General features: G+C 61.8%; 13 protein-coding genes. 2 read left to right on the top strand and 11 right to left on the bottom strand.

Features of this window, described 5'->3' with window-relative positions:
- Nucleotides 1-188: 188 nt before the first annotated feature.
- From HMPREF9720_RS03155 to dnaX, 5 genes are all read right to left on the bottom strand, one after another.
- A complete protein-coding gene (locus HMPREF9720_RS03155) occupies nucleotides 189-1,613 on the bottom strand; it encodes a calcineurin-like phosphoesterase C-terminal domain-containing protein (protein ID WP_009596744.1) in 1,425 nt (474 codons plus the stop codon).
- Between the two features lie 51 nt (nucleotides 1,614-1,664).
- Nucleotides 1,665-3,014 (bottom strand): sodium-dependent transporter, encoded by a 1,350-nt coding sequence (locus HMPREF9720_RS03150; RefSeq protein ID WP_009596751.1) that lies wholly within the window; start codon nucleotides 3,012-3,014, stop codon nucleotides 1,665-1,667.
- A 52-nt stretch (nucleotides 3,015-3,066) separates the two neighbouring features.
- Nucleotides 3,067-3,420, bottom strand: coding sequence for a dihydroneopterin aldolase (folB, locus tag HMPREF9720_RS03145; protein WP_009596750.1), 354 nt, complete (start codon nucleotides 3,418-3,420; stop codon nucleotides 3,067-3,069).
- 1 nt (nucleotide 3,421) lies between these two features.
- Entirely contained in the window at nucleotides 3,422-4,720 is a 1,299-nt protein-coding gene (gene tyrS, locus HMPREF9720_RS03140; RefSeq protein ID WP_009596737.1) for a tyrosine--tRNA ligase, read from the bottom strand.
- A gap of 131 nt (nucleotides 4,721-4,851) precedes the next feature.
- Complete coding sequence (dnaX, locus tag HMPREF9720_RS14950; protein WP_009596733.1) at nucleotides 4,852-7,101, bottom strand: DNA polymerase III subunit gamma/tau; 2,250 nt, start codon at nucleotides 7,099-7,101, stop codon at nucleotides 4,852-4,854.
- 339 nt (nucleotides 7,102-7,440) lie between these two features.
- Between dnaX and clpB the strand changes: the two genes are divergently transcribed.
- Nucleotides 7,441-10,038, top strand: a complete 2,598-nt coding sequence (gene clpB, locus HMPREF9720_RS03130) for an ATP-dependent chaperone ClpB (RefSeq protein ID WP_039939723.1) — start codon at nucleotides 7,441-7,443, stop codon at nucleotides 10,036-10,038.
- Between the two features lie 142 nt (nucleotides 10,039-10,180).
- Here the strand turns inward: clpB and HMPREF9720_RS03125 are convergent, their stop codons facing one another.
- Complete coding sequence (locus tag HMPREF9720_RS03125) at nucleotides 10,181-11,077, bottom strand: extracellular catalytic domain type 1 short-chain-length polyhydroxyalkanoate depolymerase (protein WP_009596740.1); 897 nt, start codon at nucleotides 11,075-11,077, stop codon at nucleotides 10,181-10,183.
- A 17-nt stretch (nucleotides 11,078-11,094) separates the two neighbouring features.
- Nucleotides 11,095-12,024, bottom strand: a complete 930-nt coding sequence (locus HMPREF9720_RS03120; RefSeq protein WP_009596739.1) for a glycosyltransferase family 2 protein — start codon at nucleotides 12,022-12,024, stop codon at nucleotides 11,095-11,097.
- 186 nt (nucleotides 12,025-12,210) lie between these two features.
- Between HMPREF9720_RS03120 and HMPREF9720_RS03115 the strand changes: the two genes are divergently transcribed.
- Entirely contained in the window at nucleotides 12,211-13,095 is an 885-nt protein-coding gene (locus HMPREF9720_RS03115; protein ID WP_009596727.1) for a hypothetical protein, read from the top strand.
- Between the two features lie 82 nt (nucleotides 13,096-13,177).
- Here HMPREF9720_RS03115 and HMPREF9720_RS03110 read toward each other — a convergent pair whose 3' ends face one another.
- The 4 genes from HMPREF9720_RS03110 to thrS all read right to left on the bottom strand — a co-directional run bounded on the left by HMPREF9720_RS03110 (nucleotide 13,178) and on the right by thrS (nucleotide 17,919).
- Nucleotides 13,178-13,831 (bottom strand): acylneuraminate cytidylyltransferase family protein, encoded by a 654-nt coding sequence (locus HMPREF9720_RS03110; protein ID WP_009596761.1) that lies wholly within the window; start codon nucleotides 13,829-13,831, stop codon nucleotides 13,178-13,180.
- Nucleotides 13,832-13,884: 53 nt separating this feature from the next.
- Nucleotides 13,885-14,850: an acyltransferase gene (locus HMPREF9720_RS03105; RefSeq protein WP_039939721.1), complete on the bottom strand. Its 966-nt coding sequence runs from the start codon at nucleotides 14,848-14,850 to the stop codon at nucleotides 13,885-13,887.
- Between the two features lie 354 nt (nucleotides 14,851-15,204).
- Complete coding sequence (infC, locus tag HMPREF9720_RS03100) at nucleotides 15,205-15,828, bottom strand: translation initiation factor IF-3 (RefSeq protein WP_081488085.1); 624 nt, start codon at nucleotides 15,826-15,828, stop codon at nucleotides 15,205-15,207.
- Between the two features lie 138 nt (nucleotides 15,829-15,966).
- Complete coding sequence (gene thrS / locus HMPREF9720_RS03095) at nucleotides 15,967-17,919, bottom strand: threonine--tRNA ligase (RefSeq protein ID WP_009596765.1); 1,953 nt, start codon at nucleotides 17,917-17,919, stop codon at nucleotides 15,967-15,969.
- Nucleotides 17,920-18,042 lie beyond the last annotated feature (123 nt).

Below are 18,042 nucleotides of genomic sequence, written 5' to 3'. Positions count from 1 at the left end.
CGCAGCGGCGGTCTGTGTACCTGTTTGCCGTCAGCCTTGTCTGCCTGCATCGGTCTTTGTTTTCCGTCAGCCTTATTTGTCTGCGTCTGCCTTTGTCTGTGTCAGGTTTGTCTGTCCGCAGCGCCTTGTCTGCGTGTCTGTTTGCCGTCAGCCTTATCTGCCTGCGGCGGCCTGTCTGCCTTTAGTCCCTATTCCTTCGCCGGGAGCGTTATGCGCTCCGAGTAACGGCGGCCGGAACGGTCGGTGGCGACGACTTCGATCTCGCGGGCCGACGCCGAAGGCCGGGCCTTGAAGTAGAAGTGCGTCGTGCGCGGCCGCTGCGACTTGGATACCGTCTTCCCGGCGGCCTTCAGCGAGTCGATGTTGGCGATGTAGTCGGGATCGTTGAACCAGATGCGCTGCATGGAGCCGCGGTAGCGGCCGTCCTCATACCATACGACCGTCCAGTAGGAATCCCAGTTCCATACCTTGGCGATCACCGAAGCGGGGTAGTCCTCCGCCGTGCCGGGACCCCATACGCGCAGCTGCCGGGCTTCGGGCATCTCCAGACTCTGGTAGGTCCACGCGAAATCCTCGCCGCATTCGCGGAAAAGCTGCCAGCCTTTGGGCGTGCCGTCGCGGTTGATCGGGTCCCGCCAGAGGTTGCCGCATATCTGCGCCACGTTGTGTTCCATCGCGCCTTCGCGGATGTCGAAATTCGAGTTGATGTGCGTATGTCCCGATATGAAATGGATTTCATGGCCAGCAAAGGCGTCCATCAGGGTTTCGGCCGACTCCATGACGCGGCGTTCGTCGCGCCACGACTTCATGGCCGGAGCGTGCATCGCGAAGCAGACGCGCGAACCCGCCGGCAGACGTTCGGCGTAGGCTGCCGCCCAGCGCAGTTGCATCGAGTCTATCTGCTCGTCGTATTTGCGGGCGCCGTGGTAGACGATGTCGTCGAGAACGACGTAGTGGGTGCGGCCCATGTCGAAGGCATAATAGGTGGGGCCGAAATGCGACCGGTAGTTTTCGGTGGCTTCGCGGTCGGTGAATTTGTTCAGGTCGTGGTCGTGGTTGCCGATCACGCCGTAAACGGGGATTCCGAGCGATGCGAACTGCTCCCTGACTTTGGCGAACAACTGGGGCGAGTCCCACACGATGTCGCCCAGCAGAATGACGGCCTGATCGACTCCCTGCGCCTTTTTTGCGGCCGTTGCGGCCTGCAGCGGCGGGATTATCTCGGTGCGGAGCCGTTCGAAATGCTCGTCGGTCTTGGGTTGCGGGTCGGCGATGGCCAGCAGTTCGTAACATGCCGCGGTTCCGGGCCACGCCTGCAGCTCGAAGTCGAAGCGTTTGGCCGAAGGGGTGTAGGGCAGATAGAACTGCGGGACGCCCTCTTTCAGCGGTGCAATGTACCCCGCCGGGGTCACGACGCTGATGAATAACGCCTCGTCGTCGGCATCGAGGGCGAACGCCCCCTGCGCGTCGCTTTGCGCAAAGGTGTAGCCGTCCGTCACGGCGACTCCGGCGAGCGGCCTGCCGCCGCATTTGACGGTTCCCCGGATCGGACGGGCGGAAACTGCGGTGCAAAGCCCGCAGCAGATCAGCAGTAGAAGTAGCGGATGTTTCATGGTTCGGGTTGTTATTGGTTTCAGGTTTTTGCTATTGCCGTCGGCCCGGCGTTAAAATACGCCAAGGTTGTCGAGGAAGATCAGCAGCAGCACGGCCGGGCAGACATAGCGCAGCAGGAAGATGAAGACGCCGTAAATGCGGAATTTCAGCTCCCCGTTGTTGGTGATCTGGTCCCTGAGTATCTGCCGGTCGAGTTTCCAGCCGACGAAGACGCAGGTGAAGAATCCGCCTGCGGGCAGCAGGATGTTGGCCGTCAGGAAGTCGAGCGAGTCGAAAAGCGAAAGTCCGCAGATCGTCCAGCCGCTCAGCACGCCCAGCGACAGCGACGCCAGCGATGCGAGCGCGGCCGTTGCGGCGGTCGTCAGCCATGCCGCGGTCTTGCGGCTCAGGTGCCACTCTTCATGCAGGTAGACCGTCACCACTTCGTGCAGCGAGATCGTCGAGGTGAGCGCTGCCACGACCAGCAGCAGGAAGAATACCGACGACCAGACCATGCTCAGGGGCATGTCGTTGAAGATGCTCGGCAGGGTGATGAACACCAGCGAAGGACCCGACGAAGGCTCGATGCCCACGCTGAATACCGCCGGGAAGATCACCACGCCGGCCAGAACGGCTACCAGCGTGTCGAGGATCGTGACGTTGAGCGCCGTATGGCGCAGGTTGGTGTCGGGCTTGAAATACGAGGCGTAGGTGACCATCGTCCCGATGCCGATCGAGAGCGAGAAGAACGCCTGTCCCAGCGCGACGAGCACCGTCGTGGGCGTCACTTTCGAGAAATCCGGAGCGAAAAGGAATTTCAGTCCCGCTTCGCCGCCCGGCATCAGCAGCGAGTGGACCGACAGGATGATCAGGATGACGAAGAGCAGCGGCATCAGAATCTTGGCCGAACGCTCGATGCCCTTCTGCACGCCGAGTGCGATCACGAAGTGGGTCGCCAGCACGAACAGACAGGTGTAGAGAACCGGCCGCCACGGATTGCTGATGAAGGTTTCGAAGAGGTTTTTGTACTCCTCGGCCGTAGAGTAGCGGGCGATCTCGCCCGTGGCGGAGTGTACCATGTATTCGGCCGTCCATCCCGAAACCACGAAATAGAATCCCAGAATCAGAAATGCCGCCAGCACGCCGTTGTAACCCAGAAAACTCCATCGGCGGTTCAGCTTCCGGTAGGCGCCCACCGCATTGAGGTGCGACGCCCGTCCCACGGAGAACTCCGCGATCATCAGCGGCAGCCCCAGCAGCAGTACGCAGAGGATGTAGATAATCAGAAAGGCTCCGCCGCCGTTGTCTCCGGCGACGTACGGAAACCGCCAGATGTTGCCCAGCCCCACGGAGCTGCCCGCCGCGACGAGCACGGCGCTCAATTTGCCACCCAGCGTGGCGCGACTCTCCTTATGATGCATAACCTAACCTGTTTATTATCGGAAACGGGTGCGCGCATGGCGCACACCCGTCCTATTTCTCCAGCACGACGCTCACTTTCTCAAGTTTTCCGCCCAGCGGCGGCGCCAGTTTCGATACGGTGCATTTTACATGCCGTACCTGCGCGAAGGCGGCGTAAATCGCTTCGATGATGTTCATCGCCACCCGTTCGATGGTGTGCTGCGTGATGCGCATCTGCATCCGCACCACTTCGTAGACCGTCAGGTAATTGACCGTCTTGCGCACGTCGTCCTGCACGGCGGCGTCGCCCAGCTCTGCCGTCAGTTCCAGATCGACCGTGAAACGGTTGCCGACCTTGCGTTCCAGTTCGTAGCAGCCGTGCAGCGCCCGGAACTCCATCCGCGAGAGAACGATGCGGTACTCCATCTTATTCGGCGATCAGGAGGAAGTAATTCTTCTTGCCCTTCTGCACCAGCAGGTACTTGCCGGCGATCAGGTCCGCTTCGGTCACCTCGCGCGCCGCGTCGGCGACCTTCTCCTTGTTGAGCGACACGCCGCCGCCCTGCACCATCTTGCGGCATTCGCCCTTCGAGGGGAAGACCTGCGCCTTCTCGGCGCAGAGGTCCACGAACGGCAGCCCCAGCTCGGCGCGGGCGATGCGGAACTGCGGCACGCCCTCGAACACCTGCAGCAGTGTCTCTTCGTCGAGTTTGCGCAGCGCCTCCGAGGTCGATCCGCCGAAGAGGATCGCCGAAGCCTCGACGGCCTTTTCGTACTCCTCCTTGGAGTGGATCATCGTGGTGATCTCCTGCGCCAGCCGCTTCTGCAGTATGCGCAGGTGGGGCGCCGCTTCATGTTCGGCGGTCAGCGCCTCGACGGTCTCGCGGTCCAGCAGCGTGAAGATGCGGATGTAACGCTTGGCGTCCTCGTCGCTGACGTTGAGCCAGAACTGGTAGAACTTGTAGGGCGAGGTGTAGCGCGGGTCGAGCCATACGTTGCCGCTCTCGGTCTTGCCGAACTTCGTGCCGTCGGCCTTGGTGATGAGCGGGCAGGTGATGGCGAACGCCTCGGCTTCGCTGCCCAGCTTGCGGCGGATCAGCTCCGTACCGGTGGTGATGTTGCCCCACTGGTCGGCGCCGCCCAGCTGCACCTTGCAGTTCATCGTCTGGTAGAGGTGCAGGAAGTCGAAGCCCTGTACCAGCTGGTAGGTGAATTCGGTGAACGACATGCCGTCGCCCTCGCCGCTGAAACGCTTCTTGACCGAGTCTTTAGCCATCATGTAGTTGACGGTGATGCACTTGCCGATGTCGCGGATGAATTCGAGGAACGAGATGTCCTTCATCCAGTCGTAGTTGTTGACCAGCACGGCGGCATTCGGCGCGTCCGACTCGAAGTCGAGCAGTTTGGCGAGCTGCCGCTTGATCGCCTCCTGATTGTGGCGGAGCGTCGGCTCGTCGAGCAGGTTGCGCTCCTGCGACTTGCCGCTGGGGTCTCCGATCATGCCCGTCGCGCCGCCTATGAGCGCCAGCGGACGGTGGCCGCACATCTGGAAATGCTTGAGGATCATCACGCCCACCAGATGTCCGATATGCAGTGAGTCGGCCGTGGGGTCGATGCCCAGATAGGCCGTCGTCATCTCTTTTTCGAGTTGTTCCTTTGCGCCGGGCATGATCGTGTGGATCATGCCGCGCCATTCGAGTTCTTCGATGAAATTCTTTGTTGCCATTTTATTGTTTCTTTGTCTTGATTATCAATATTGTCCGGCGTCCGGCCGGTCGTGCCGGCGGTCTGCATGCGCCTCCGTCTGCGGCCGTTCGCCTGAACCCGTTCTGCGGCGTGCGCCGTAAGTCGGGTGCGTTATTCCACTTCCAGATCCAGCGCCTTGCGAAGCTCCGCCACCAGCGGGTTTTTCTCCGTAATGTACCGTACCCGGTCTTCGAGTTTGATCGGACGCACCGCCCGTATCTCCTCGTTTACGATGACCTCCAATTCGATCATTCCCTCTATTCCGGCCAGTTCGGCGATGCGCATCAGCATTCCCGTCTTACTGCGCAGAATCTCTTCGCGCAGTTCGGTCGTCGGCACGCTCACCGAGATCGTGTTGTCGCGGAACGTCATCAGCTCGAAGGCCGGCACGAAGCGCGGGCGTTTCTCCTTGATGAGGTTCAGTATCCTGCTGCGGGCATGCTCCAGCTTTTCGGCGCACTCCGGATCGACGGTTACGACTTCGGCTTCGTCGGGCGTTTCGCCGTCCGAAAGCTCTTCGTCGGGATCGCTGCCCGCCGAGGCGAGCAGTTCCGAGAGCGAAGCGCCCGATATGAGCGGACGCCGTGCCGGAGCCGGTGCGGTCTGCACTGCGGGTCTTGCCGGTGCGGGCTGCGGAGTCGTTTCTGCGGTTGTTCCGCCTGCGGTTTGCACCGCCGGGACGGCCGCTCCGCCTTGTGCCGTCGGATGCGCTGTTCCGCCCAGTACCGTCGGTCCCGCCGCTCCTCCCTGCGCGGTCGGGTTTGGTGTCCCGCTCTGCATCGCCGGATTCGCCATTCCTCCTTGCGCCGCGGGATTCGCCGCTCCGCCCGGTATCGTTTGTCCGGCTGCCGCAGCCTGCGGAGCGTTGTCCTGAGCGGAAACTTCCGCTGCCTGCCGACCCGCCGTCTGCATCGCGGCTCCGCGTACGGAAAATCCGGATACCTGCGGTATGCCGGCCGATGCCGTCGGTCCGGCTTCCGGCCGAACAGTGCCTTGCCCCGTTTGTCCTGCTCCCGGCTGAACTGCGGACGGTGCCGTTTGTCCTGCCGCCGGTGGAGTTGCGGCCTGCACCGTTGCTCCCGCACCCGACTGGGACGTACCCGGCGTCGTTTGTCCTGCCGCGGAAACTGTCTGCGCCTGAACTGTAGACGCGCTCTGCTGCGGCGCGGGTCGTGCCGCAGCCGTCGGAGTCGCCGCCGCGCCTGCGGCCGTACGGGGTGAGAGGGCGGGGAGGGAATACTCCCCGGAGGAGGTCAGATCGTCATTTTTTTTTTGGCCGAGTCCTGCGATCTTCATCAGGCCCAGCTCGACGAGCAATCGCTGGTTCGACGATTGCCGGATCTTCCCGTCGAGCTCCGTCAGAATGGAGATGGCTCCGAACAGGAACTCGACATTGCAGGCGCCCGCCTGCGTCCGGTATCGTTCGAGCAGCGTTCCGGTCATTTCGATCAGCCGCAGCGTTTCGGGGCGCTTGGCCATCAGCAGGTCGCGCATGTGGCGGTTGAGTCCCGCCGTGAAGGTCTGCCCCGAAAAGCCTTTCGAGAGCACCGTGTCGAACGTGACCAGCACATCGACGTAGTTGCCTGCGAGCAGCATCTCCGTAACGCTGAAATAGGTGTCGTAATCCAGCACGTTGAGCGTCTGGGCCACGTTGCGGTAGTCGAGCGTCGTGCCGCAGAACGACACGGCCTTGTCGAACATCGACAGGGCGTCGCGCATGCCGCCGTCGGCTTTCTGCGCGATGAGGTTCAGCGACTCTTCGTCGGCCGAGATGTTCTCCTGCCCGGCGATGTATTTGAGGTATTCGACGCTGTCCTCGACGCGGATGCGGTTGAAGTCGTAAATCTGGCACCGCGAGAGGATGGTCGGAATGATCTTGTGTTTCTCGGTCGTCGCGAGGATGAAGATGGCGTGTGCGGGCGGCTCTTCGAGCGTCTTGAGGAAGGCGTTGAAGGCTGCGGCCGAGAGCATGTGGACCTCGTCGATGATGAATACCGAGTAACGGCCCACCTGCGGGATGATGCGCACCTGCTCGATCAGCGTGCGGATGTCCTCCACCGAGTTGTTCGATGCGGCGTCCAGCTCGTGGATGTTCAGCGAGCGGCCCTCGTTGAACGAGCGGCACGATTCGCACTCGTTGCAGGCTTCTGCGCCGTTGGGGCTCAGGCAGTTGATGGCCTTTGCAAAGATGCGGGCGCAGGTGGTCTTTCCCACGCCGCGGGGACCGCAGAAGAGGTAGGCATGGGCCAGCTGGGCGCGCTCGATGGCGTTTTTGAGCGTCGAGGTAATATGTTTCTGCCCGACGACCGAGGCGAAGGTCGCGGGGCGGTATTTGCGTGCGCTGACGATAAAATCACTCATAGTTCCGCAAAGATAAGAAATATGAGCGAAGATTTGAAAATTCGGGATTAAAAATTGTCCCCTCCGCCGTCCCTGCGCGCCCGTCCGCCGTTGCGCCAAATTGGCGCATTTTGACAGCGTGTTGTGACAAAAGATGACACAATGACCGAAAAATGAGGTTGGCAGGTGTTTTGCGGATGTTGATGACGAATGGTTTGCGTCTGCGATCCGGTCGCAATGCGACGAGTCCCCGCCGGGCGGGGATTTGAGGGGGAGTCGGACTTGCATGCGCGGCGGTAAGCCGCGGGTTGCGGCCCCGGACGCGAACCATCGGACCGTGTGAAATTTAACTTTGCGATTATGAATATAAACACATTGACCATCAAGGCGCAGGAGGCGTTGCAGGCAGCGCTCAACCTTGCGCGGGAGCGCGGACAGCAGGCTGTCGAGCCGCTCCATCTGCTCGCGGTGCTGATCCGCGAGGACGATTCGCTGGCCACGTTCCTGCTGGGACGCGTCGGCGTGAACGTGCGCGGACTGCGCGACGAAACCCAGCGCGCCGTCGGCTCCCTGCCGCGGGTCGAGGGCGGCGGCGAGCAGTTCTTTGCGCAGGAAACCTCGAAGGTGATCCAGCGCGCCGTGGACTTCACCAAGAACTTCGGCGACAAATACGCTTCGGTCGAACACCTTCTGCTGGGTCTCGTGGCCGAACGCGGACAGGCGGCCGACATCCTCAAGCGCAGCGGCGCCACCGAGAAGGAGCTTCTCGAAGCGATCCGTATCTTCCGCAAGGGTGCGACGGTCGATTCGCAGACCTCCGAACAGCAGTTCGACGCGCTGGGCAAGTACGCCGTCAACCTCAACGAACAGGCCCGTTCGGGCAAGCTCGACCCGGTGATCGGCCGCGACGAGGAGATCCGGCGCGTGTTGCAGATTCTCTCGCGCCGCACCAAGAACAACCCGATTCTGGTCGGCGAAGCCGGCGTGGGCAAGACTGCCATCGCCGAGGGCATCGCCCACCGTATCGTGGACGGCGACGTGCCCGAAAACCTGAAATCGAAGGTGATCTACTCGCTCGACATGGGCGCCCTTATCGCGGGCGCCAAGTATCAGGGCGAGTTCGAGGAGCGGCTCAAGGCCGTCGTGCAGGAGGTCGTCGCCAGCGAAGGCGAAATACTGCTGTTCATCGACGAGATCCACACCCTCGTCGGCGCCGGCAAGTCGTCGGGCGCGATGGACGCCGCCAATATCCTCAAACCCGCGCTTGCGCGGGGCGACCTGCGGACCATCGGCGCCACGACGCTCGACGAGTATCAGAAATACTTCGAGCAGGACAAGGCCCTCGAACGCCGGTTCCAGAAGGTGATGGTCGATGAGCCGACGCAGGAGGATGCCATTTCGATCCTCCGCGGACTGAAAGACCGTTACGAGAACCACCATCAGGTCCGCATCAAGGACGAGGCGATCGTCGCCGCCGTCGAGCTTTCGACGCGCTACATCACCTCGCGGTTTCTGCCCGACAAGGCGATCGACCTCGTGGACGAGGCGGCTTCGCGCCTGCGTCTGGAGATGAACTCCGTGCCTGAGGAGATCGACACCCTCGACCGGCGTGTGCGCCAGCTCGAAATCGAGCGCGAAGCCATCCGCCGCGAGAAGGATAAGGAGCGTGTGGAGCAGCTCACCAAGGAGATCGAGGAACTGAAGTCCAGAGACGCCGAGATGCGTGCCAAATGGCAGGGCCAGCGCGATCTGCTGAAGAGGATTCAGGAGAACAAGGACCGGATCGAGCAGCTGAAGATCGAGGCCCAGCAGGCCGAGCGGCAGGGCGACTACGGCAAGGTGGCCGAAATCCGCTACGGCAAGATTCAGGAGGCCGAAAAGGAGATCGCCGCCTTTCAGGAGGAGTACAAGCTGGCGTCGGCCAACGGCTCGATGATCAAGGAGGAGGTCGATGCACAGGACGTCGCCGAGGTGGTGTCGCGCTGGACGGGTATCCCCGTGACGCGCATGCTGGCTTCCGAACGCGAGAAACTGCTGCACATGGAGGACGAGCTGCACCGGCGCGTCATCGGTCAGGAGCAGGCCATCGCCGCCATCTCCGACGCCGTGCGCCGTTCGCGCGCCGGGTTGAACGACCCCCGCAAGCCGATCGGCTCGTTCATCTTCCTCGGCACCACGGGCGTCGGCAAGACCGAGCTGGCCAAAGCGCTGGCCGAGTTCCTCTTCAACGACGACTCGATGATGACGCGTATCGACATGAGCGAGTATCAGGAGCGCCACAGCGTGTCGCGTCTGGTGGGAGCGCCTCCGGGATACGTCGGTTACGACGAGGGCGGCCAGCTCACCGAAGCCGTGCGCCGCAAGCCCTATTCGGTCGTGCTGCTCGACGAGATCGAGAAAGCGCACCCCGACGTCTTCAACATTCTCCTGCAGGTGCTCGACGACGGCCGTCTGACCGACAATAAGGGCCGCACGGTGGACTTCCGCAATACGATCATCATCATGACTTCGAACATGGGATCGCATATCATTCAGGAGAATTTCGCGGCGGCGTTCAGCGGCGAGAAGCTCGCGCCCGAAGTGGTCGAGAAGACCCGGATGGACGTCATCGACCTTTTGAAACAGCAGCTGAAGCCCGAATTCCTGAACCGTATCGACGAGATCGTGATGTTCGAGCCGCTGACGCGCCGGGATATCGAGCGCATCGTGGACATCCAGCTGGGCGCCGTGCGCCGGATGCTGGCCGAGAACGGCATCCGCCTCGAATACAGCGACAAGGCGCGCGAATGGATCGCCGCCGCCGGCTACGACCCGCTCTACGGCGCGCGTCCGGTCAAACGTACGATCCAGCGTTACATCGTCAACGAACTCTCGAAACGGATTCTGGCCGGCGACGTCAACCGCGAAAAACCGATCAAGATCGGCGCCGACGACAAGGGCCTGACCTTCGCCAACTGAGAGCGGCCGCAAGACCGCCGGAGCGGGGTCTCGGATGCGCCGCTTCCTGAAAACGAAATGGTTCCGGATTTTTCCGGAACCATTTTTTATTGCCGCCCGCGTTCGGAGCACTCCTCTTTCGGCCCTGCGGGAGACGTTCCGCCTACTTTACGAACCTGCTGAAGAATTTCCACAGCTCCTCGCCCGTGTCGATGTCCTGCTCGCCCCACGCGTGTTTGCCGCCGACGATTTCGTAAAGCCACACCTCGCTTCCCCCAGCGCCGCCCGTGAAGCGGTGCGCGATCACCGTGCGGCCGCCGGGGGCCTTTGCCGGCAGCGTGTCGGTCTGCATGACGGTGCAGCGGTTCTTCGCCGCCCAGTAATGTACGGCCAGCGGCACGGGCAGATAAGCTCCCCAGCCGCCTTTGTTCTGCGGATCGCCCAGCCATGCCGAGGTCTTGTCCTCCGTGCCGTGGATTTCGAAGAGCGGAACCGGCGCCGTACTCCGGTCCGCTTTGTAGAGCCAGTCGAGCATCAGTCCCGAAACCGGCGCCACGGCGGCGAACAGGCGGGGACGCTGCGCCGCCAGCTGGTAACACATCTCTCCGCCGTTCGACATGCCCGTGCAGAAGACGTTGTGCCGGCTCAGTCCGTGCTTTTTCTGCAAATGGCGCACCAGCTCGGTCAGGAACCGCACGTCGTCGACGGTCATGTCGGCCTGAAAGGGGTATCCCACGTTCCAGCAGCTCTTGCCGCGTCCGTCTTTGGCGCCCTGCGGGTAGCAGACGGCGAAACCGTGGCGGTCGGCCGTGGCGTTCATGGCGAAACGGTCGGGATTGTTGTTGCCGCCGTAGCCGTGCAGGACGACGACCAGCGGGGCGTTCTCCGGCAGGCCGGCGGGCAGGTGCAGTTTGTAGGTGCGCTCCATGCCGCCCGAACGCAGGATGTAATCCGGGGTCTCCGGCGCCGCGGACTGCGCCCGGCAGCTGGCTGCTGCGAAGAGCAGAAGGGCCGTAAGAAGAAAACCCTTTGCCGCGGCGGATTTCAGCAGGTGTCTCATTTTCAGCAGTATTCGATTTACAGACCCTTGCGGGCGATGCGCCATGCCAGACTGTTGTATAGCCCGATCAGCGGAGCGCGCCAGCTGCGGGGCAGGGCGTTGAGGACGCGGACCTTGCGCAGCGTGCGGCGGTAGGTCTTGGTGTAGCCGAAAAACTCCGCCGCGCGCGCCGCCTCTTTCGTGCCGCCCTTGGCGCTGATGATGAGCGCTTTGCCCAATGCCGCGCGGGCCACGAATTCGTTGTATTCCTCAGGCGCCGACGGGTCGTAAAGCTCCTCGAACGAATAGCGCGTCCGTTCGGGCGTGTAGCTCGACGCCGAGCGGTTCGATGCGACCTTCGAGTAGTTCGCCAGCGGCTTGGGCGAGAAGCAGACCGCGTAGCGGCGGGCGATCTTGATCCACATATACATGTCGCCGCCGATCTTCATCCCTTCGGGGAATCCGCCCACCGCCTCGAAGACCGCGCGCGGTACTGCGCTGGCCGACGGGATCGAGATGTACCGGTGCGCCGAGTCGCGGAAGAAGTTGGCGACCACGCCGCGCTCCGAAGGGGTGCGGGCCGGGAAACGCCCGTCGTGGCTGACGATGTTGAAGGCCGTCGAGTAGACCCCGCAGCCCGGAAACTCCGCGATCATAGCGGCGATCTCCTCCAGAAATCCCGGCTCCCACGTGTCGTCGGCGTCCAGCAGGGCGATGTAGTCGCCCGTCGATTCGGCGATGGCGCGGTTGCGGGCCGCGCATTCGCCGGCGTTGGGCTGCGTGACGAGTTTCACGAGCGGCGAGCGGATGCCGCGCACGATTTCTGCGCTGCGGTCCGTCGAACCGTCGTCCACGACGACGATCTCTGCCGGCGGCAGCGTCTGGGCCAGCACCGAACGCAGGGTGTCGCCGATTTCGCGTTCCTTGTTGTAGAGGGGTATGATGACCGAGATGGTTGCGGATGCCATTTTTAGCGGTTTGATTTATTGCGAAGATACCGATCTTTTGCTACATTTGCAAATAATTAACGGGTGCGCGGCACTCTTCGGGCGAGTTTTTCGGCAGAAACCGGCCGGTCCTATGCGCGCGGAGTCCCTCCCGCCGCTCCCGTTCCGCTCTTCCCGTTCCGGACGGGAATTAACGAATAACGCACCATGACCGCAGCCGAGAAACTCATCGCTTTCATCCGCAACTCGTTCGACACGGCGTTGTATTTCGCCGTGATGGCCGTCAAGGAGAATTTCCGCAACTACGTCGGGCGTGCCGGAACGGTCGGCCGGCCGGCGCAGTTGATGGTGATTCTGGGCAACGGCCCCTCGTTGGCCGGCGACCTGCCGCGGCTGATCGAACGCCGCGAATACGAAACCGAAGATTTCCTTGCGGTCAATTTTTTCGCCGAAGACGACCGCTTCGAGGTCGTGAAGCCGAAGTATTACGTCCTTTCCGACCCGATGTTCTTCCGCGACAGCGCATGCCGCGACCGCGTCCGGGCGCTTTACGCGACGCTCGCCCGCAAGGTTGCGTGGCCGATGAACCTCTACGTGCAGTACTATAACCCCGAAGGCTTCGACTACCGCGCCGCGCTGCCCAATTCCAATATCCGCATCGTCCGCTTCCATACCCAGATGTACCGCGGTTTCAGAAGTCTCGAATTTTGGCTTTTCCGCCGCGGGCTGGGAAGCGCCAATTTCGGAACGGTGGTGCAGGTCGGCGAATACGTCGCTCTGCTGCTGGGGTATAAGCGGATCGAGCTTTACGGCGTGGACCATACGCTGTTGGACGGACTCTGCGTGGACGATGGGAACCGGCTCTGCCGCATCGACCGCCACTATTACGACGGAGCGGAAGCCGCCGCGCCGCAGCCTATTTACAAGAAGGTTCCCCATGTGCCCTATACGATGGCGGACTATCTGGCCGAAGTCGCCGAACTGTTCCGCGGCCACGAAGTCCTGCGCGACTATGCCGCCGCGCTCGGTGCGCGGATCGTCAACCGCACCCGCGGTTCGATGATCGACGCCTACGAACGGAACCCGGAGTGAGCTGCCCGATGAAAACGAAAAAGGAGGAATCGAAATTTCTCCTTCTTCGTATCGCCTGATGTGCCGGTAGATGCGCCGGAATTTATTTGGGCAGGTTGCGGCTTGCGGCGATGATCTCGGCCATCGTGAAATCCTCCGGATAGTCGATGTCCAGCCCCTCGATGCGGTCCACTACCGCCATGTAGGGCCTGTCGCCGATCCTGCGGTGCCGCCCGGTCCACAAGGCCCGCGGGAAGATGAAGAACGCGCTGGTTTCGATATACACCGGCTCGATGGTCTGTGTGCGGGGGATGTTTTCGGGCGAATAGTTGAGCGGCCGCCCCTCGTACCATGCGAACGTCTGTATCTTTTCGGCGCTGAATGCCGAGTCGTATTCGCCCGAAACCACTTTCCGGAGCGCATCCGCGACGGTCTCGGCGCGGATAAAGGGCGACGTGGCGTGCGCCAGCACATAGAGGTCGGCTTCGACCTCGGCGGTGAAACTGTCGTAAATCTCCCGTCCCAGCGTCGTGTCGCGGTCCAGCTCCTCGCTGCGGCGCAGGAACCGCACCCCTTCGGGCAGGAATTCGCGGATCCGCTCGTCGCTGCAATAGACGTAAACCTCGTCGATTCCTTCGACCTCGGTCAGCGTTCGGAGTATGTGGCACATGAGCGGCGACCCGCTCAGCGGACGCAGGTTCTTGCCGCTGACGCGCTGGCTGTTGAGCCGTATGGGGACGAATGCTGCTGTTTTCATAATTCGGTTTTATATCGGGGCCTGCCCGCCTTGCGGCGGAAACCCGTTTAGGTTCACTGTACCAGTAAGTTGCATCCTCTGATGTCGCTGTGGTCGATGCGCCCCTCGACGACGAACGCTCCGCGGGCATCGACCCGGCCCACGTCCTGCGTCTGGATGAACGCGCACGACCACCAGTTCGCCAGATCGGCGATGTTCAGCCCTCCGCGCGTTCCCGCGGGCTGCGGATCGAACGGATCGTTCACGTCGCGGGTCGTGACGCGCATCCACGGCGGACAGCGGAAGAGGTTGCCGCCCTGCGAATAGGCCTGCGAAGTCAGCTCGGCCATGCCGTATTCGGAGTGTATCGCGCCGACGCCGAATGCGCCGCACAGGATTTTGTGGAACTCCTCCTTGGGAATCTCTTCGCGGTAACCCTTCATGCCGCCCGTCTCCATTATGACCGTATTTTCGAGCTTCGGGGCGTAACGCTCCGCCAGATCCCACAGTGCATAGCTTACGCCCAGCAGGATTTTGGGCTTCGGATCGGCCTGCATGGCCGTCAGCAGCGCGTCGTAGTCGTCCAAGTAGAAGCCGCCCGAACCGCAGTCGGCGATCAGCCGGTCGGCCATGTAGACCAGCGACGACCCCTTGCGGCGCAGGTAATTGGGCAGCAGGGCATAGAGGCTCCACTGCCCCGGTTCGCCGTAGAACGTGCGGAATGCTGCGCGGAACGTCCGTTCGTACAGCGCCAGCGAGCGCATCGGGTGGCGCGACGGCGTCATGCCCGTCGTTGCCGACGAGGTGAAGACCGCCTCCGGCTCCGTGCCGCCGCAGTAGACGTCGTGGGTCTTGAAGATTTCGATCGGCAGGAATGGAATCTCGCGGGCCGCGCGCACCTCTTCCGGCCGCACTCCGGCCAGCGCGAGGTATTCGCGGTAGGGCGGGCATTCGGCCGCCTGCCGCCTGAATACCTCCAGTGCGGCGGCTTCGAACGCCGCGTCGTCCGTGATCCCGAATATGTCGTCCTGCGTAATCATTTCATTGCAAAGGTAAATATATTTCGAAATTCGGCAAAATCCCTTTTCTGCGGACGGAATAAGTCCGGCAGGGCGGTTTCCTGCGTAGCGCTTCCGAAAGTCTGTCCCCCGCGTCGTTCCCGAAAGCCCGTTCCCGAAAGCCCGTCCCCGAAGCCCGTTCCCGAAGCCCGTCCCCGAAAGCCCGTTCCCGCAGGTGCATGCCTGCAGGTCCGCTTCCGCAGGTATATGAAAGGCCGCCGTCTCTCTGCCGCTTGCGTCGGTCATGAAATAAAAATCCACAATCGGACTCCCTTCCGGGACCCCGATTATGGATCGGATATAGTCGCTTCGCGCGGTGTCGGAACCGCTCGGCCGCTACTTCTTGTTGGTTTTGGGCGCCAGCATCATGTTCATCTTCTTGCCGTCGAGCTTGGGCATCATCTCCACTTTGGCGACCTCTTCGAGGTCGGTGGCGAAGCGGAGCAGCAGGATTTCGCCCTGCTCCTTGAAGACGATCGAACGGCCGCGGAAGAAGACGTACGCCTTGACCTTGCACCCCTCCTTCAGGAAGTTGGTGGCGTGCTTGAGCTTGAAGTTGTAGTCGTGGTCGTCGGTCTGCGGACCGAAGCGGATCTCCTTGATCACGACTTTCACCTGATTGGCTTTCAGCTCCTTGGCCTTTTTCTTCTGCTGGTAGAGGAATTTCTGGTAATCGGCGATGCGGCATACGGGCGGCTCGGCCTTGGGCGAGATCTCGATCAGGTCGAGTTCCATGCTGTCGGCGAGCTTCAGCGCTTCGCGTATGGGTAAAACCAGCGGTTGTTCGACGTTGTCGCCCACGACGCGCACTTCGGGAGCCGTTATCTGCTCGTTGATGCGGTGCGGATTCTCCTTTTCGGGCGGGCGGCGCCCGTACCGGTTGTTGGTGCCGGCTGCCGGTTTCGGCCGGTTATTCCCGGGGTTGAATGGCCTCGGCGGGAATGGTTTCGGTGCTGCGATAATCGTAAAGTATTAAAGTGGTTAATTACTTTTGTTTTTCATTGTCCGGCTGCCGGGGCGTGACCTGCGGCGTGCCGTAAACCCCGCCGTCCGGAATTTCCCCCGAAAGGGGGAAGTCCCGGATGCGGACCGGAGTCGTTATTTCTTTTCCATTTTGTTGGCCTCGATCTCCTCCTTCACCAGTCCGGCGATGAAGTCGCGGAAGCCTTCGAGCGTCATCTGACCCTTGTCGCCTTCGCCCTGCGCGCGTACCGACACGAGTCCTTCGGCCTCCTCCTTCTCGCCGACGATCAGCAGGTAGGGGATGCGCTTGAGTTCGTTGTCGCGGATCTTGCGGCCGATTTTCTCGTTGCGGTCGTCCACCTCGGTCCTCACGTCGCTGCGGTTGAGGTACTCCGCAACCTGCTGGGCGTAGTCGTTGAACTTCTCCGAAATGGGGAGCACCACGACCTGCTGGGGCGAGAGCCACAACGGGAATTTGCCGCCCGTATGCTCCAGCAATACAGCCACGAAACGCTCCATCGAGCCGAACGGTGCGCGGTGAATCATGATCGGGCGGTGCAGTTTGTCGTCCGCGCCCTTGTACGTCAGGTCGAACCGCTCCGGCAGGTTGTAGTCCACCTGAATGGTTCCCAACTGCCACTTGCGGCCGATGGCGTCCTTGACCATGAAGTCGAGCTTGGGACCGTAGAACGCGGCTTCGCCGTACTCCACGACCGTATTGAGTCCCTTCTCCTCAGCGGCCTGCATGATGGCGCTTTCGGCCTTCTCCCAGTTTTCGTCCGAGCCGATGTACTTCTCCTTGTTGTTGGGGTCGCGCAGCGAAATCTGTGCCGTATAGTTGTCGAACTTCAGCGTCTTGAAGATGTAGAGCACGATGTCGATCACCCGCTCGAACTCTTCGAGCAGCTGGTCGGGGCGTACGAACAGGTGGGCGTCGTCCTGCGTGAATCCGCGCACGCGGGTCAGTCCGTGCAGTTCGCCCGACTGCTCGTAGCGGTACACGGTGCCGAACTCCGCCAGACGGACGGGCAGCTCCTTGTACGAACGGGGCTTCGAACGGTAAATCTCGCAGTGGTGCGGGCAGTTCATCGGCTTCAGGAGATACTCCTCGCCCTCGATCGGGGTGTGAATCGGCTGGAACGAATCCTTGCCGTACTTGGCGTAGTGTCCCGAAGTCACGTACAGCTCCTTGTTGCCGATATGCGGGGTGATGACCTGCTGGTAGCCGTATTCTTTCTGCACGTTGCGCAGGAACTGTTCGAGCCGGTCCCTGAGCGCGGCGCCTTTCGGCAGCCACAAGGGCAGACCCTGTCCCACGCGCTGCGAGAAACAGAACAGTTCGAGGTCCTTGCCCAGCTTGCGGTGGTCGCGTTTCTTGGCCTCCTCCATCATCACGAGGTATTCGTCGAGCATCGACTTCTTGGGGAACGAGATGCCGTAGATGCGCGTCAGCATCTTGTTCTTCTCGTTGCCGCGCCAGTAGGCACCTGCCACCGAAGTCAGCTTGAGGGCCTTGATGTAACCCGTGTTGGGGATGTGCGGACCCCGGCAGAGGTCGGTGAACGCACCGTTGGTATAGAATGAGATGGTTCCGTCCTGCAGGTCCGAGATCAGTTCGACCTTGTACTGGTCGCCCTTCTCGGTGAAGGTCTTGAGCGCTTCGGCCTTGGGGACCTCGCGGCGGACGAGCTGCTCCTTGTTGCGGGACAGCTCCTGCATCTTCTGTTCGATCTTCGGAAGGTCGGCCTCGGTGATCGGCGTCGGCGAATCGACGTCGTAGTAGAAGCCGTTTTCGATAGCGGGGCCGATGCCGAACTTGATGCCCGGATAGAGGGCTTCGAGGGCTTCGGCCAGCAGGTGCGACGAGGTGTGCCAGAAGGCGTGCTTGCCCTCTTCGTCGTCCCATTTGTAGAATTTGACCGAGGCGTCTTCCCCGATCGGGCGCGTCATGTCTACCGTTGCGCCGTTTACCGAAGCGGCCAGTGAGTCAGCAGCTAAACGAGGGCTGATGCTCTCTGCGATCTGGTAAGCAGTAGTCCCTTCGGCGTATTCTCTGACCGAGCCGTCGGGAAAAGTGATTTTGATCATAAAATATAAATTAAGTTTTCGGGGCCTTCGGCGCTTCCACAATTACGAGACGGAATACGCCTCCGGTTTGCCCGGTGTGTTGTTTCTGTTCTTGCTGCGCCCTGCCCGCAATCTTTGGGCGGA

This window comes from Alistipes sp. HGB5, assembly GCF_000183485.2.
In the GTDB taxonomy this organism is placed as follows: domain Bacteria; phylum Bacteroidota; class Bacteroidia; order Bacteroidales; family Rikenellaceae; genus Alistipes; species Alistipes finegoldii.
This window is presented reverse-complemented; position numbering and strand designations above follow the sequence as displayed.

Coding starts and splice junctions, on each gene's coding strand:
- HMPREF9720_RS03120 (WP_009596739.1), bottom strand. CDS start 12,024: ATGGCATCCGCAACCATCTCGGTCATCATACCCCTCTACAACAAGGAA.
- dnaX (WP_009596733.1), bottom strand. CDS start 7,101: ATGAGTGATTTTATCGTCAGCGCACGCAAATACCGCCCCGCGACCTTC.
- HMPREF9720_RS03105 (WP_039939721.1), bottom strand. CDS start 14,850: ATGATTACGCAGGACGACATATTCGGGATCACGGACGACGCGGCGTTC.
- HMPREF9720_RS03115 (WP_009596727.1), top strand. CDS start 12,211: ATGACCGCAGCCGAGAAACTCATCGCTTTCATCCGCAACTCGTTCGAC.
- HMPREF9720_RS03155 (WP_009596744.1), bottom strand. CDS start 1,613: ATGAAACATCCGCTACTTCTACTGCTGATCTGCTGCGGGCTTTGCACC.
- tyrS (WP_009596737.1), bottom strand. CDS start 4,720: ATGGCAACAAAGAATTTCATCGAAGAACTCGAATGGCGCGGCATGATC.
- clpB (WP_039939723.1), top strand. CDS start 7,441: ATGAATATAAACACATTGACCATCAAGGCGCAGGAGGCGTTGCAGGCA.
- thrS (WP_009596765.1), bottom strand. CDS start 17,919: ATGATCAAAATCACTTTTCCCGACGGCTCGGTCAGAGAATACGCCGAA.
- HMPREF9720_RS03125 (WP_009596740.1), bottom strand. CDS start 11,077: ATGAGACACCTGCTGAAATCCGCCGCGGCAAAGGGTTTTCTTCTTACG.
- folB (WP_009596750.1), bottom strand. CDS start 3,420: ATGGAGTACCGCATCGTTCTCTCGCGGATGGAGTTCCGGGCGCTGCAC.
- HMPREF9720_RS03110 (WP_009596761.1), bottom strand. CDS start 13,831: ATGAAAACAGCAGCATTCGTCCCCATACGGCTCAACAGCCAGCGCGTC.
- HMPREF9720_RS03150 (WP_009596751.1), bottom strand. CDS start 3,014: ATGCATCATAAGGAGAGTCGCGCCACGCTGGGTGGCAAATTGAGCGCC.